A 14,010-nucleotide genomic window follows, 5' to 3' on the forward strand; every position below is an offset into this window, starting at 1 on the left:
TGAGCGGTATTTGAGCGATGCCCGGCAGGTTGCCCACATAAGGTGTGGAAGGCGCTGTGGATAAGCTCTGATGCAACCGCTGCAAGCCAGGCGCCACAGGGCTTGGCGTAGATTGAGCAGGAATTGAGCAGCGCGGGCTCCTGCTCTTTGTAGGACCGAGGGGCACGCCCAGTGCTTGCTCGCGAACCAGCTCCCGCCGCCTTCTTGGTTCGCGAGCAAGCTCGCTCCAACAAGGTCCCGGCAACGCAAATGAAAAGGCCGCCCCGAGGGGCGGCCTTTTTTGTTCCGAACGCGGGGTCAGGCCAGCAGGTCGCCCACGTGCAGCACCTTCATGGTGTTGGTGCCGCCCTGGGTGGTGTAGCTGTCGCCCTTGGTCAGGATCACCCAGTCACCCTTGGTCACCACGCCTCGCTGCAGCAGCGCGTCGACGGCTTCCTGGCTGACACGCTCCGGCGGCAGGGCCGCCGGGTCGAACGGAATGGTCTCCACGCCACGGAACAGCGCCACGCGGGCCTGGGTCTCGCGGTGCGGGGAGTAGGCGAAGATCGGCACCGAGGAACGGATGCGCGACATGATCAGCGGGGTGTAACCGCTTTCGGTCAGGCAGATGATCGCCTTGATGCCCGGGAAGTGGTTGGCGGTGTACATGGTGGCCAGGGCGATGCTCTCGTCGCAGCGCTCGAAGGTCTGGCCGATACGGTGGCTGGACTTCTTGGTGGTCGGGTGCTTCTCGGCGCCGGCGCAGATGCGCGCCATGGCCTTGACCGCTTCCACCGGGTATTCGCCGGCGGCGGACTCGGCGGAGAGCATCACGGCGTCGGTGTAGTCGAGCACGGCGTTGGCCACGTCGGAGACTTCCGCGCGGGTCGGCATCGGGTTGTGGATCATCGACTCCATCATCTGGGTCGCGGTGATCACGGCCTTGTTGTAGCGGCGTGCGTGCAGAATGATCTTCTTCTGGATGCCTACCAGCTCGGCGTCGCCGATTTCCACGCCGAGGTCGCCACGGGCCACCATCACCGCGTCGCTGGCGCGGATCAGGCCGTCCAGGGCTTCGTCGTCGGCAACCGCTTCGGCGCGCTCGATCTTGGCCACCAGCCAGGCGCTGCCGCCGGCTTCGGTGAGCAGGCTGCGGGCGTATTCCATATCCTTGGCGTCACGCGGGAAGGACACGGCGACGTAGTCCAGGTCCATGCTTGCGGCCAGCTTGATGTCGGCCTTGTCCTTCTCGGTCAGGGCCGGCGCGGTGAGGCCGCCGCCACGGCGGTTGATGCCCTTGTGGTCGGACAGCGGGCCGCCGATCAGCACTTCGCAGACCAGTTCGTCTGCCTTCACTTCCTTCACCACCATGACCACGCGGCCGTCGTCCAGCAGCAACTCGTCGCCGATGCCGCAGTCCTTCACCAGGTCCGGATAGTCGATGCCGACCACTTGCTGGTTGCCTTCGGTGCGCGGGTGGCTGGTGGAAAAGCGGAAGGTGTCGCCGACGGCCAGTTCGATGCGCTTGTTGGCGAACTTGGCGATGCGGATCTTCGGCCCCTGCAGGTCGCCCAGCAGTGCCACGAAGCGACCGTGCTTGGCGGCAATGTCGCGCACCAGTTGGGCGCGGGCGCGGTGTTCGTCGGGAGTACCGTGGGAGAAGTTCAGGCGGGCGACGTCGATCCCGGCGAGGATCAGCTGCTCCAGGACTTCGGGAGAGTTGCTGGCTGGGCCGAGGGTGGCGACGATCTTGGTGCGGCGAAGGGACATGCGGGACTCCTAGGGGAAAGCAGCGGTCAGGTTGCCCCGAGAGCGGGTCCGAGGCAGCCAGGGCGCCATCTTACTCTCTTTCAGATGACTCTTTCAGGTGGCTCTCTCAGACGCCGGGTCTGATCACCAGCAGATCGCATTCGACCTCCTCGAAGACCCGCTCGGCGGTCTGGCCGATCAGCGCGTTGTCCAGCTGCCCCCGGGCAACGGCGCCCATCAGCAGCAGGTCGATGCCGTGCTCCTTCACATAGGTGGGGATGACTTCCTCGGCAAACCCCTGGCCCAGATGAGTACGCGTGCGGTCGATCTGTGGATAACTCGCCAGCAGGGCGTCGAAGGCTTCACGGTGATGCGCCTCGGTGCGCAACACGTAGTTGTCGTAGTCGGCCAGCAGTTCGGCGTTGAACGCCAGGGTGTGCGGCAGCGCCATATAGGCGTGCAGGTAATGGGCGTCGAGCTGCAGGCGCTGTTCCAGTTCGCGGGCGACCGTGATCAGCCGGTGATCCAGCGCGGCCGGGGCGTCCCCGGCGTGCAGGGGATCGACGGCGGCGCACAGATTCTTCCCGGCCCATTCGCCATGCTGCACCAGCCAGAGCGGCTGCGGGCAATGGCGGATCAGTTGCCAGTCGTTGTTGGTGAGGAACAGGCGCTTGAGCAGACCGTGGTGGTGTGCCGACTTGAGGACCAGGTCGGGCCTGGTCTGCTCGCAGTGAAGGACGACCTGATGGTGCAGGGCCTTGCCCCAGCGCACCTGGCAGTGCACATCGAGGCCGCCCGCGCGCAGCGGCTCGGCCAGCGCCTGCAGCCAGGCCAGGCGTTCGTCCAGCAGGTTGCGCTGGGCGGCGTCCAGGTCGCCACGTTCCAGCAGCAGGGCATTGTCCAGCGCCGGGTTGTACTCGCAGGCCAACAGCTCCAGGCGCGCGCCGCAGCGCTGGGCGATCCAGCGGGCGCGGGTGAGGGCGGGCTGGTCCTTGCGGGTCGGGTCGATGATGACAAGCAGGTGCTGCAGCTTCATGGCGGAGTCCTCGCGTGCTCTGCGCTCATTGCAGAGCAAGCGTAGACATTGCCGCCGGCCGCGTGCCTTGACGTGGCTCAGCGGCGCGCGCCGGGCCTGCCGTCAGCTGCGCGGCGAGGTCTGGTTCAGCGCGCGGTCGAGATGGCGTGCACCCTTGTCGGCCAGTTCGCCGTTGGGGAATTCGGCGAGCTGGCGGCGCAGGTAGGCGATGGCTTTTTCGCGATCCGGGTGCGGGTTGTCCGGCGCCATGTACATCAGCCCCAACTGGTACAGCGCCTTCTCGCGGATGTCCGGCGGGATGGCCGGATCGTTGGCGCCCAGCAGGTAGAGCTGCGCGGCCTCGTCGACGCGGTCCTTGAGCACGGCGCGGCGCGACAGCAGGGTCATGTCCGGGTCGAGGGTCGGCTTGTTGAGGTCGAGGTTGTACTGCGGTTGCCAGTCGGCCAGCAGTTGCTTGGCGGTCTTCTGCACCGGGTCCTTGGCACGCTGCTGGATGACCAGCTCACGGGCATCGGCATGCTGCGCGGCCTGAGTGCCGGGGAATTCGCGGTCGATGCGCTGGAAGTAGTCCATCGCCTTCCGGTCATCGCGCTGGTCGTTGTAGCGGCTCATGTAGATCAGGCCGATCTGGTACAGCGCGATGGCGCGCACCTCCGGGCCGTAGCGAGTGTTGTCGTAGCCGGTGAGGTAGAGCTGCTCGGCTTCGCTGCTCTTGCCATCGCGGATGGCCTGGGCGCTGTAGGTGAGCAGATCGCCTTCCTCCTCGACGGCGGCAGTCATGCGCTTGTTCTTGAGCTGCTTGTACTCGGCCACTTCGCCGGTAGTGATCTGGGCGACGAACAGCGGCGTGGTGGGGGCGCAGGCGGCGAGCCAGGGCAGCAGCATGACGAGGGGTAGGGCATGGACGAAACGCATGGCAGCTCCTTTGCGCCAGGGCGAAGTCCACGTGAGTCTAGTGGCGGGCTACAGTACGGCCAAGACGGGCCGATACACTTCCCAACGGAGGATATGCCCATGCGAACCCTTTTCCTCGCGCTATTGGCGCTGAGTGTTACCGGCTGCACCAGCTGGTCGATGAACTATCACCTGAACAACGCCTACCGCGCCTACAAGAGCGGGGACTGCCAGCGGGTGCAACTGGAGCTCTCGGAAACCGAGCGCAAGGCCCGCGCCCGGCCGTGGATCCAGCCGGAAATCTCCATGCTGCGCGGGCAGTGCCTGGAGCGTGAGAAGTTCTACCTCGATGCGGCGCAGACCTACCAGTTCATCATCGCCCGCTACCCCACCAGCGAGTATGCTTACCGGGCCAAGGCGCGGCTGGAAACGCTGCGTCTGAATGGCCGGCTACCCGCCGATTCGCGCAGCTACCCCGTCACGCCCTGACCGGCGGTCGCGGGCCGACTTGAGCGGTGCCGATAGCTGGCTAATCTCTTGGGTGACTTCACGGAGGAGGTTCGAATGCGTGCCCTGTGGCTCTGCGCCTGGTGTTTCCCCCTGCTCGCCTCGGCGGATATCTACCGCTGGACCGACGCTCAGGGAAAGGTGCACTTCAGCGAAACACCACCGCCCGGGGCGCAACGTGTCGAGGTCAAGCCGCAGGTTGTCGAGCGTGACGCGGCTACCCGCGAGCGGGAGGAACGTACCCGCCGCTTCTACGACGCGCGTCGAGACGAAAGCAGCGCCGCCCAGAGCCGGGCGGCGGAGCAGCAGGCCAAGCTGGACCAGCAGTGCGCGAAGTGGCGCCATGACCTCGAGTCGATCAGTCATGGCGGGCGTTACTTCACGCAGGACGGCAGTGGTGAAAGGACTTACTACAGCGATGCACAGCTCGACGCCGCTCGTCAGGCGCTTGGCGCACGACTGGCGGAAGGTTGTCGTTAGGACTGGCCCTGCGGGGGCGGCATCGTCATACTGGACGATATTTCATAGCGAAACGCCATTATGCGTCATCAACGACATATCGAGCGCCATCAGCTGCCCTACTACCTGAAGGTGTTCAACAGCATCACCGACAAACCGATGGGTTACCTGGGCAACGTGTCGCTGGATGGGCTGCTCCTGATCAGCCAGCTGCCGATGCTGGTGGGTGGCCGCTTCGAAATGCGCCTGAAGATTCCCGGGCATGACGGCAAGTTGCAACTGATCGAGTTCGCCGCCACCTGCCAGTGGTGCCGCGAGGACGTCAATCCGGGCAACTACGACTCGGGCTTCAGCCTGGCGGCGGCGCCGACGGAGTACGTCGAACTGGTCGACGCGCTGCGCCGTTATTTCAGTTTTCGCCGGCAGGTGGAGTCGGTCTGAAGCGCAGGACGCGCTGACCGATCTGACCGGTAGAGCAGGACAGGATTCCCGCTGAAGCGACTGCAAGGCGTATACCGATGAGCCTGGCTTGCCACCTGCGCTGCGCGCGTGCGGCAGTGCCGGCTTACAGTGCGCCGGCCTTTTTCCAGCCCAGGTAGCGGCTTATCAGTTCCGGCCCCAGCTGGCTCGGCCGCGTATCGAGCACTGGCACGCCGTGGGCGGCGAGTTTCTCGTGGAGCCCGGCGCGGGCATTCAGGTAATCCACCGCGCCGCAGTAGGCCAGGGCGTCTTCGAAACCTTCCACCGGCGCCTGGCGCAGGCGATCGAGCACCTCCTCGCGCAGGCTCGCGACGAGTACCCGGTGCTGGCGTCCGAGGCGTTTCACCGCGGCCACCAGTTCCTCGTCATCCTCGTCGCGCAGGTTGGTCACTATCACCACCAGTGCGCGGCGGCGCTGACGCGTGAGTACGGCTTGCACGGCGGCGGGGAAGTCCGCTGGACGCTGGCTGCTGCGCAGGTCGTAGACGCTGTTGAGCAGGGCGGTGAGCTGGGCGCTGCCCTTGGCCGGTGGCAGGTGGCGTGGCTGGTCGCCGGCGAAGGTCATCAGGCCCACCGCGTCGCCCTGGCGCAGGGCGACATAGGCCAGCAGCAGGCTGGCGTTGAGCGAGTGGTCGAAGTGCGAGAGGTCGCCATCGTGGCTGCGCATGCGCCGGCCGCAGTCGAGCAGGAAGAGAATCTGCTGGTCGCGCTCGTCCTGGTATTCGCGGGCGATGGGCGTGCGCTTGCGCGCGGTGGCCTTCCAGTCGATCTGCCGCAGGGTGTCGCCATCGCGGAATTCACGCAGCTGGTGGAAATCCAGGCCCAGGCCTCGGCGCTGCCCGGAGCGCACGCCGATGCGGTTGAGCCAGTGGTCCACGGCCATCAGTTCGGCGCCGTAGATGCGCGCGAAGTCCGGATAGACCCGGGTTTCGTCACGCTGCTCCAGGTAACGCCGGCCCTTCCACAGGCGCAGCGGGCTGGATAGCTCGATCTCGCAGCGCGGGAAGACGAAATGCCCGCGGGACAGTGGGCGCACGCGATAACCCAGTTCGGTCTGTTCGCCCGGGTGCAGTTCGACGGTCTGCGGCAGGTATTCGAATGCCATGCCGGCGGGCAGGTGATCGAACACCGTGATGCGTTGCGGCTGGGCGTAGCGATGATGGAACTGCAGGCGCACTTCGCTCCAGCGGCCCAGCGGCAGGTTGCCGCTCAACTGGCGCTGCAGCTCCGGCGACGGCGTGCGGCGCAGCCAGAGGGCGTCGGCCAGCGCCAGCAGGATCAGCGCGCAGAGCGCCCCCCACCAGAGGCGGGCGAGCAGCTCCGACCCCGAGTCCAGAGCCGCGGCAGCGCCCAGGGCGATGGCGATCGCCAGCAGGACGCCGAGCAACGCGAGGAGCGCGCGCGATGGCTTCATACGCGCGGCGCCGGTACCTGGTCGAGCAGCTGTTGCAGCACCTGGTCCACCGACAGACCTTCGATCTCCAGTTCCGGCGACAGCCGCACGCGATGGCGCAGCACGGCCAGGGCGCTGCCCTTGACGTCATCCGGGATCACGAAGTCGCCGCTGCGCAGCAGCGCGCGTGCACGCGCGCAACGTACCAGGGCGATGGACGCACGCGGCCCAGCGCCCAGTGCCAGGCCCGGCCAGTTGCGGGTGGTGCGGGCAATGCGCACGGCATAGTCGAGCACCTGGTCGTCGATGGGCAGGTCGGCGGCGATCTTCTGCAGCGCCAGCACGTCCTTGTCCTTGAGCAGGGCGCGCATCGGCGCCACGTCTAGCATGTCGCTGCGCGCCGAGCGGGTGACCTGGCGCACCAGGGTCTGCTCCTCGGCCTCGAGCGGGTAGTCGATGCGCAGCTTGAGCATGAAGCGGTCGAGCTCGGCCTCGGGCAGCGGGTAGGTGCCTTCCTGCTCGATGGGGTTCTGCGTCGCCAGCACCATGAACGGCTGCGGCACCGGCAGGGCGCGGCCTTCGAGGGTGACCTGGCGCTCCTGCATCACCTCCAGCAGCGCGGCCTGGGTCTTGGCCGGGGCGCGGTTGATTTCGTCGGCCAGCAGCAGGTGGGTGAACACCGGGCCCTTGCGCAGCTTGAACTGCTCGGTGGCGAGGTCGTACACGGCGTGGCCGGTGACATCGCTGGGCATCAGGTCGGGAGTGAACTGGATGCGCGCGAAGCCACCGTCGAAGCAGCGGGCGAGGGCGCGCACCAGCAGGGTCTTGCCCAGGCCGGGCACACCTTCGATGAGTACGTGGCCGCCGGCGAGCAGGGCCGTCAGCACGTCGTCGATCACGCTCTGCTGGCCGATCAGGGCCTTCTGCAGTTCGTGGCGCAACGCCTGGGCCAACTGGCTGGCGCGCTGGCGCTGGGCGGCGGCATTGGGTGCGGTGGTGCTGGAGGGTTCAGGCGTCTGTTCGCTCATAGGGCATTCCTGAGGCTTTGCAGGTGCGCGACCTGGCGGGTGAATTCGGCGACGGCCATGCGCTGTTGCGGGTAAGGGCGCATGGCCTGGCTGATGGCGCTGACCGACATGCGCGTCATGCGGCCCAGAGCTTGCCATTGTTCGGCGACCGGCAGGCGGTCGAAGCCGGGCTGGCGCTGCCGCGCCCGGCGCATTACGTCACGTTGCAGGCCCTGCAACAGGGCGAGCTGGCCGCGCTGGCGGAGGATGAAGTCGGCGCCGGCGCGCAGGTGTTCTTCCAGCTGGCGGCGGCTGCGATCCGGGTTGGGCTGCAGCGGGCCCTGACGCAGGCCGTTGCGCCAGAGCACCAGCACCAGCAGCAGGACGGCGGCCAGCAAGGCCTGTGGGAAGTAGCGCAGCAACAGGGTCATCAGGCTGGTGCCGTCGGCCCGGTAGACCATCGTGACCGCGCTGTCCTGGGCCAGGTACCAGAGCAGCCAGGCATTGTCGTAGGCGTCGAGCTCGCCGTTCTGCCAGATCCAGTTGTCGGTGAGCACGGTGATCAAACCCTGGCCCTGCTGCAGTTGCAGCAGGTGGGTGGAGTCGCTGCTGTTGGCCCAGGCGTAGGCGAGGTTCTTCGAGTCGAACAGGTGGTAGTCGGTGTCGAAGTCGATGTAGGCGGGGGCCTTCTCGTTTTCCAGGTAGAGCTTGGTCAGGTTCGGGTAGGGATCTGCTTCCGCGGCCTCGTTGTCGTGGGCGCCGCCAGCCTGGTCCGGATGTTCTTCTTCCACTTCCGGCTTGGCGGTGTCGCCCTGCGGCTGGTCGGCGGACGAACCTGCCGACTGGCCGTCGGACGCAGCGGCTTTTTCCCCGTCCTTGTCCTTCAGGTCGGCGCTGAGGAACTGCTGCACGCCCAACTGATCCAGCAGCTGATCACCGCTCTTGCCTTCGTCCTCGTCCCACAGGCTTTCCGCGGTAACGATCAGGTGACCACCGCGATTGGCCCAGTCGAGCAGGCGGGCGTTCTGCGCTGGCGTGACGTTTTCGCGGGTGCCCAGCAGGATCAGGGTCTGGCCTTTGCTCGGCAACTGGTCCAGCACTTCCATGCCGCGGGCACTGCTGACGCGGATACCGCGGCCACGCAGGTACATCTCGGCGGCGAGATAGGGATTGGCGCGAGCCTCCGGGGCGGCACCGTGCTCGATGGTCTCGGTGTAGGGCTCGAGGTTGCGGTACAGGTAATAGCCGATGCCGCCGAGCACCAGCAGGACGAGCAGCACCAGCAGGGCAAGATTGCTGCGCTTCATGCCCGCACCTCGTGGCCGAACAGGTGGCGCCACTCATCGCACAACTGCTGCTTGAGCTCGGCTTGCGGTGTGCGGTGACCATAGGCGAGCGCCTGCCACTGCTGGGTCAGGCTGCGGGCAAAGTTGTCCAGCGGCGGGTCGTTGAGGTCGCTCACACGCTCGAGCACTTCGCCTTCGGTGGTCGATTCCCGCAGCGGCACGCGGAAGTCGTGCAGCAGGCGGCTGAGCAGGGCGCGATAGAGCAGGCCGAGCGCGGCGCGGGGCTGTTCGTCCCACAGGCGCTCGGCTTCGCTGGCGACATCGCTGGGCAGGGTTTCCGGCGCCAGTTCCAGCCCGAACAGCACGCTGGGCGCTTCGCGGCGCGGCTTCTGCGGCAGGCCGATGCGCCCGACGAACAGACGCAGCCATTCGCGGTAGCGCCAGATGACCAGGGCGATGACGGTGAACAGCAGGCCCCAGAGCAGCACTTCGATGCCTTGCGCGGCGAACTTGAAGGCCTTCCAGTTGCCCAGCGCCTCGAAGAAGCTCTTCAGGCGCCTGGCCTCGTCCGGGTCTGTCGGCTTCTGCTCTTTCTGGTCTTCGTGCAGGCGCCAACGGGTGACCTTCTCGCTGTTCGTGAAGGGCGGCGCGGCGAGGATCTTTTCCGCTGCGCTGCGTGAGTCCTCGCTGTTGAGCTTCTGCTGGGTCAGGCGTGCACCCTGCGGGCCGTCCGGGTTCTGATCGGGCAGTGGGCAGCTTTGGCTGGGCTTGCTCGCGGGGGCCGGCTCGGCTGCCAGCGCGTCGCTGCCGGGCAATAGGGCGAAGGCCCCGGCCACGACCAGCAGCAAGGCATAGGCGCTGCCGATCAGACGCTGGCGCAGGCGGCGGAACACCAGTTCGATGTCCCAGGCTTCCAGCTCGGTGCGGCGGTTGAGGTAGAGGGTGAAACCACAGGCGACGTACACCGGTTCCCAGACGATCAGCAGCAGCGCGTAGATCAGGTTGCTGACGTGCTCAAGCCAGGCCCAGTCGCCCTGGGCAACACTGATCAGCGACTGCCATTTCCAGTCGTCCACCCATTGTTGCGGCAGCATCAGGTACATCAGTGCAGAGAAGCCCAGCCACAGCGCCAGTTCGAAATGCATGCCGACGATGGTCAGCCAGGTGGCGCCGCCGGCATTGCGCTGGCCGAGCACCACCAGACGCTGGCTGCGCGCCTGGCCCTTGAGGCCTTCGAGCTGCAGCACCGGCAGGTCGAAGCTGCGCGTCGGGCTCAGGCGGCGCCACAGCAGGCTGGGCAGCAGTTGCGTCTTGAGCAGGCCGGGGAAGGCCCGGAGCGCTTCCTTGAGTGTCGGTGTATCGCCGAACAGCGAGCGCGACAGGATGTACAGCGGCAGTCGCTCGAAGGCGGGCTTGAACCACCAGAAGATCAGCACCGCCCAGCTGGAGTAGTTCCACAGCAGCACGGAGAGCAGCACGAACACCGGCAGGGTGACGATCGCCCAACTGGCCATCAGCACACCGGCGTGCCGGCGTGCGAGCAGGATGCCCAGGTCCAGCGCCTCCCAGGCGCTGCGCGGACGGATGGCGACGCTGGCGTCAGTCAGGCGCATGACGGCTCCGTCCGGCAAACAGGAAATAGCTGCCCACCAGCAGCCAAAGGCAAGCGCCGACAAGGTACTTCACGGTCGCCGAGAACTGCGTCATGGAGGACCAGTAGCCTTCGACGAAGGCGGCGATCAGCAGCATCAGGATCACCCCGCCAATCAGCTGTACGGCGCGGGCGGCGGCCTGGCGCAGGGCCTCGAGGCGGCTCAGGCGGCCGGGCGAGAGCAGCGCCCAGCCGAGCTTGAGGCCGGCGCCACCGGAGAAAGTGATGGCGGTCAGCTCGAAGGCACCGTGGCCGATGACGAAGGACCAGAACGTCTCGATGTAGCCAACCTGGGTCAGGTGGCCGGCGACGGTGCCGATCACTACGCCGTTGAACAGCAGGAAGAACAGGCTGCCGACGCACAGGAGCAGGCCGCTGGCGAAGGTCTGAAAGGCGATGCCGATGTTGTTCATGATGTAGTGGCCGAACATCTGCCAGTCGTCGCCGGCGTCGCGCGTGCTCATCGGGCCCAGCCGCGTGGTGTCCGGCGAGTACATCGATTCCATCTCGGCAACCCGCTCCGGTGCCATGACGCTGTAGACCAGGTCGGGGAAGTGGTAGACCAGCACGCCCATCAGCAGCAGGCTGCCATAGAACAGCAGGCTGGCGATGGCGATGCAGCGCCACTCCTCACGCACCAGGCGCGGGAAGCCGGCGACCAGGAAGCCGAGGATGCGTGCCCCCAGGTGGCTGCGATGGCGGTAGAACTGCTGGTGCCCGCGCATGGCGAGTTGCTGCAACTGGTCGATCAGGTGGCTGCTGTAGCCGCGTTCCTGGGCCAGGGCGAGCTGCTGGCAGATGCGCCGGTAGTCGGCAGCGAATTCCTCGGGCTTCTCGTTGGGTTCCTGGCGCTTGCCGCCTTCCAGTTGCTCCAGGCGCTTGGCGAAGCGTTTCCAGCTGCCCTGGTGGCGTTGTTCGAAGAAGGCCTGCTTCATGGGTGGCCCGTCCCGTTGCCCAGCAAACCGCTGGCGATCCGATTCAGGCGTGCCTCGGCTTGTTTAGGAGCGATGCCCAGTGGTTGCGCGAGGATTCCGGCCAATTCCTCTCGGCGTGCGGCGGAAAGCTGCGTGCCGCGTTCGGCGAAGCTCATCAGGGCGCGCTGTTCTTCCAGGCTCAAGGGCCAGGGCGCAAGCTCGGGCGTGGTCTCCGGCACCTGCGGACGGCTCGGCGGCGGATCACGGTAGATCACCAGGGTTCCCGCGGCGAGATCGCCCAGGCGCTTGAACCCGGAGTTGGAAAGGCAACTGAGCAGCCCCAGCGTGTAGCCGAACGGCAGGATGTCGGCGAAGCGCAGCAGGTTGCGCAGCAGCGAGGCGGACCAGCCGATTGGCGTGCCGTCATCGTGCACCACGCGCAGGCCCATCATCTGCTTGCCGGGCGAGCGGCCCTGGTTGAGCACTTCGAAGAGCACCATGTACCACCAGGTCATGATGAAGGTGAGGATCAGCCCAAGGCCCGTGCCCAACTCGCCAAGGAAGGCCAGCAGCATGAACAGCGCCACCATCAGCAGCACGCGAATACCCAGGTCGATCAGGTAGGCGAGGGCGCGGGGGACGACACCGGCGGGACGCAGCAGCAGGTCGATGCCTTCCGGGGTTTCCACGTGGTAGCGGGTATCCAGGACGGGCGCGTGGGAGGGGAAGTCTGCTGGGCTCAAGGGAAACCGCTGTCAATGGCTGAGGGCCAGATGCTAGCCAGCGCGGTGCGACGAGGCAACCGCGCTGGCAGGCTCAGGCCGATTTGATCATTTGGCCGGCGGCAGTACGCCGAAAATGCTGCGGTAGAGCACGCCGACGGAAATGATCGCCAGCGGCAGGGTCCAGACCATGCCGATGCCCAGCGGGATGGCACTTACCAGCATGATCAGAGCCAGCAGGAGGAACAGGCCGAAGATCTTGAACCAGTGCTGGGTGATGGCCTTGCGCGAGGCTTCCAGCGCCTGCCAGGGGCTCAGCTTGCGTTCCACCACCAGCGGAATCGCCAGGACGTAGGCGATGCTCAGATAGATGCCAGGCAATACCAGCAGCAACATGCCGATATAGATCAGGACGGTCATGAGCAGGCCGGTGATCAGCAGCGGAACGAACTGGCCGAAATGGCTGAACATCTCGTTGAAGGAGATCGGCTGGCCGGCTGCGCGGCGGATGCCAAGCATGTTGATACCGGCGAGGAAGGGATAGCCCACGGTGCCGGCGAGAATACCCACGACCATCTGCAGGGCGACAGCCCCGGTGCTGGGCTCGGCACCGGAAGTCGCATAGCCCACGCCAAACAGCATGCCCAGAACGAAGCTGACGGCCTGGACGACGACGCCATAGATGATGAAGCCGGCGATGATCAGGCCCTTGCTGCCGCTGACGCGCTGCCAGGCATCCTTGATCAGGCCATCGATGGAAAAGTCATAACCGCGGGCCAGGGCTTCCTCGATGCTTGGCACCGTGCCACTGGCAATTGGGTCCTGCAGGGAACTGGCAGGTGGTGCGAATGGATTGGGAGAGGTCTCGGTGCTCATCTGATTGCTCCAGTGGCGCTGGGTTGGGGCGCAGGAGTTTGCGGGGGCAGGCTAATGCTGCTTATAGGGACGCTTCTCGAATAATTCGTGGAAATTTCCGTAAAACCAGTCCTGGAGGCGGCGGTGCCTGGCCGCCTCCAGGCCCGTTCTCAGGCGTCGATGGGCAGCACGCCGAAAATGGTGCGGTAGAGCACGCCGATGGCGACGATCAGCCACGGCATCACCCAGATCAGCGCAATACCCAGGGTCAGAGTGCTGAGCATGAACAGCAGGCCGAACACCAGCAGCAGGCCGAAGACCTTGAACCAGTGCTGGGTGATGGCCTTGCGCGAGACTTCCAGGGCGGCCCACGGCGACAGGCCGCGCTCGACCACCAGCGGAATGGCGAGCATGTAGGCGATGCTCAGGTAGATGCCCGGCAGCACGAAGAGGAAATAGCCGATGCAGATCAGCACAGTGCTCAGCAGCACGCAGACCACTACCTGGAAGGTGCGGCCGAAGTGGCTGAAGACTTCGTTGAAGCGCAGCGGCTGGTCGGCCGCGCGGCGGATGCCGAGCATGTTCACCCCGGCCAGCAGCGGGTAGCACACGGCCGTGGCGACGAAGCTCAGGGCGATCGAGCCGATGAAGAACGCAACCAGCGCGCCCATCGCCATGCCGCCGGCGGCTTCGCTGTCACCGAGCAGGCCGATGCCGGCGATTCCGGCGACGCCGACCACGGTGAGGAACAGGCTGAGCACGTTGACCAGGGCGAAGATCGCCGCATAGAAGACTACGAAACCGCCGATGATCAGGCCCTTGGTGCCTTTGGTGCGGCGCCAGGATTCGCCCAGCAGGTCGCCGATGCTGAAGTTGTAGCCACGCGTCAGCGCCTCGGCGATGGAGGGCACCGAGCCCTGGGCCGCGCCGGGTTCGAGATTGCTCAGCGGAGCGCTGTAGGGATTTTGTGCAGCGATGTCTTGCATGAGGAAAGTCCTTTCCAGTGTGGGGTCCTTGCGACATCCATCATAAAGGCGGGGGCTGGCTAGGTGCCAGCGAGGCGTTTTGGAAGTGTGGT

General features: G+C 66.2%; 14 protein-coding genes. 3 read left to right on the forward strand and 11 right to left on the reverse strand.

Features of this window, described 5'->3' with window-relative positions; genetic code table 11:
* Positions 1 to 297: 297 nt before the first annotated feature.
* The 3 genes from pyk to N5C91_RS05260 form a co-directional block, all read right to left on the reverse strand.
* Positions 298 to 1,749 (reverse strand): pyruvate kinase, encoded by a 1,452-nt coding sequence (gene pyk, locus N5C91_RS05250; RefSeq protein ID WP_279828306.1) that lies wholly within the window; start codon positions 1,747 to 1,749, stop codon positions 298 to 300.
* Positions 1,750 to 1,855: 106 nt separating this feature from the next.
* On the reverse strand, positions 1,856 to 2,764 hold the full coding sequence (locus tag N5C91_RS05255; protein ID WP_279828307.1) for a universal stress protein: 909 nt from the start codon (positions 2,762 to 2,764) through the stop codon (positions 1,856 to 1,858).
* Between the two features lie 102 nt (positions 2,765 to 2,866).
* Positions 2,867 to 3,679, reverse strand: a complete 813-nt coding sequence (locus N5C91_RS05260; protein WP_236172923.1) for an outer membrane assembly lipoprotein YfiO — start codon at positions 3,677 to 3,679, stop codon at positions 2,867 to 2,869.
* A 99-nt stretch (positions 3,680 to 3,778) separates the two neighbouring features.
* Here N5C91_RS05260 and N5C91_RS05265 point away from each other — a divergent pair, with 99 nt between their 5' ends.
* From N5C91_RS05265 to N5C91_RS05275, 3 genes are all read left to right on the forward strand, one after another.
* On the forward strand, positions 3,779 to 4,147 hold the full coding sequence (locus N5C91_RS05265) for a hypothetical protein (RefSeq protein ID WP_236199343.1): 369 nt from the start codon (positions 3,779 to 3,781) through the stop codon (positions 4,145 to 4,147).
* A gap of 75 nt (positions 4,148 to 4,222) precedes the next feature.
* Positions 4,223 to 4,645 (forward strand): DUF4124 domain-containing protein, encoded by a 423-nt coding sequence (locus N5C91_RS05270; RefSeq protein ID WP_236172921.1) that lies wholly within the window; start codon positions 4,223 to 4,225, stop codon positions 4,643 to 4,645.
* Between the two features lie 60 nt (positions 4,646 to 4,705).
* Entirely contained in the window at positions 4,706 to 5,065 is a 360-nt protein-coding gene (locus N5C91_RS05275) for a PilZ domain-containing protein (protein WP_024762632.1), read from the forward strand.
* 124 nt (positions 5,066 to 5,189) lie between these two features.
* Here N5C91_RS05275 and N5C91_RS05280 read toward each other — a convergent pair whose 3' ends face one another.
* The 8 genes from N5C91_RS05280 to N5C91_RS05315 all read right to left on the reverse strand — a co-directional run bounded on the left by N5C91_RS05280 (position 5,190) and on the right by N5C91_RS05315 (position 13,918).
* Positions 5,190 to 6,518, reverse strand: coding sequence for a DUF58 domain-containing protein (locus N5C91_RS05280; protein ID WP_236172919.1), 1,329 nt, complete (start codon positions 6,516 to 6,518; stop codon positions 5,190 to 5,192).
* The gene (locus tag N5C91_RS05285) at positions 6,515 to 7,525 is read right to left on the reverse strand and encodes a MoxR family ATPase (protein ID WP_236199344.1); all 1,011 of its coding nucleotides are present in this window, start codon (positions 7,523 to 7,525) and stop codon (positions 6,515 to 6,517) included. The genes N5C91_RS05280 and N5C91_RS05285 overlap by 4 nt, the downstream gene beginning before the upstream one ends.
* Positions 7,522 to 8,811 carry a DUF4350 domain-containing protein gene (locus N5C91_RS05290; protein WP_236199345.1) on the reverse strand — a complete coding sequence of 430 codons (1,290 nt, stop codon included), beginning with the start codon at positions 8,809 to 8,811 and terminating at the stop codon, positions 7,522 to 7,524. The genes N5C91_RS05285 and N5C91_RS05290 overlap by 4 nt, the downstream gene beginning before the upstream one ends.
* Positions 8,808 to 10,403, reverse strand: a complete 1,596-nt coding sequence (locus N5C91_RS05295; protein WP_279828308.1) for a DUF4129 domain-containing protein — start codon at positions 10,401 to 10,403, stop codon at positions 8,808 to 8,810. The genes N5C91_RS05290 and N5C91_RS05295 overlap by 4 nt, the downstream gene beginning before the upstream one ends.
* Positions 10,390 to 11,376, reverse strand: a complete 987-nt coding sequence (locus N5C91_RS05300; protein ID WP_236172915.1) for a stage II sporulation protein M — start codon at positions 11,374 to 11,376, stop codon at positions 10,390 to 10,392. The genes N5C91_RS05295 and N5C91_RS05300 overlap by 14 nt, the downstream gene beginning before the upstream one ends.
* The gene (locus tag N5C91_RS05305) at positions 11,373 to 12,098 is read right to left on the reverse strand and encodes an RDD family protein (protein ID WP_279828309.1); all 726 of its coding nucleotides are present in this window, start codon (positions 12,096 to 12,098) and stop codon (positions 11,373 to 11,375) included. Before N5C91_RS05305 ends, N5C91_RS05300 begins: the two co-directional genes overlap by 4 nt.
* A gap of 87 nt (positions 12,099 to 12,185) precedes the next feature.
* Positions 12,186 to 12,953, reverse strand: coding sequence for a hypothetical protein (locus N5C91_RS05310; protein ID WP_236199348.1), 768 nt, complete (start codon positions 12,951 to 12,953; stop codon positions 12,186 to 12,188).
* A gap of 149 nt (positions 12,954 to 13,102) precedes the next feature.
* Positions 13,103 to 13,918: a hypothetical protein gene (locus tag N5C91_RS05315; RefSeq protein ID WP_279828310.1), complete on the reverse strand. Its 816-nt coding sequence runs from the start codon at positions 13,916 to 13,918 to the stop codon at positions 13,103 to 13,105.
* Positions 13,919 to 14,010: the final 92 nt, after the last annotated feature.

The organism is Pseudomonas sp. GD03903 (genome assembly GCF_029840045.1).
Classification (GTDB): Bacteria; Pseudomonadota; Gammaproteobacteria; order Pseudomonadales; family Pseudomonadaceae; genus Pseudomonas; species Pseudomonas pseudonitroreducens.

Coding starts and splice junctions, on each gene's coding strand:
- N5C91_RS05310 (WP_236199348.1), bottom strand. CDS start 12,953: ATGAGCACCGAGACCTCTCCCAATCCATTCGCACCACCTGCCAGTTCC.
- N5C91_RS05275 (WP_024762632.1), top strand. CDS start 4,706: ATGCGTCATCAACGACATATCGAGCGCCATCAGCTGCCCTACTACCTG.
- N5C91_RS05255 (WP_279828307.1), bottom strand. CDS start 2,764: ATGAAGCTGCAGCACCTGCTTGTCATCATCGACCCGACCCGCAAGGAC.
- N5C91_RS05290 (WP_236199345.1), bottom strand. CDS start 8,811: ATGAAGCGCAGCAATCTTGCCCTGCTGGTGCTGCTCGTCCTGCTGGTG.
- N5C91_RS05295 (WP_279828308.1), bottom strand. CDS start 10,403: ATGCGCCTGACTGACGCCAGCGTCGCCATCCGTCCGCGCAGCGCCTGG.
- N5C91_RS05300 (WP_236172915.1), bottom strand. CDS start 11,376: ATGAAGCAGGCCTTCTTCGAACAACGCCACCAGGGCAGCTGGAAACGC.
- N5C91_RS05265 (WP_236199343.1), top strand. CDS start 3,779: ATGCGAACCCTTTTCCTCGCGCTATTGGCGCTGAGTGTTACCGGCTGC.
- pyk (WP_279828306.1), bottom strand. CDS start 1,749: ATGTCCCTTCGCCGCACCAAGATCGTCGCCACCCTCGGCCCAGCCAGC.
- N5C91_RS05315 (WP_279828310.1), bottom strand. CDS start 13,918: ATGCAAGACATCGCTGCACAAAATCCCTACAGCGCTCCGCTGAGCAAT.
- N5C91_RS05280 (WP_236172919.1), bottom strand. CDS start 6,518: ATGAAGCCATCGCGCGCGCTCCTCGCGTTGCTCGGCGTCCTGCTGGCG.
- N5C91_RS05270 (WP_236172921.1), top strand. CDS start 4,223: ATGCGTGCCCTGTGGCTCTGCGCCTGGTGTTTCCCCCTGCTCGCCTCG.
- N5C91_RS05285 (WP_236199344.1), bottom strand. CDS start 7,525: ATGAGCGAACAGACGCCTGAACCCTCCAGCACCACCGCACCCAATGCC.
- N5C91_RS05260 (WP_236172923.1), bottom strand. CDS start 3,679: ATGCGTTTCGTCCATGCCCTACCCCTCGTCATGCTGCTGCCCTGGCTC.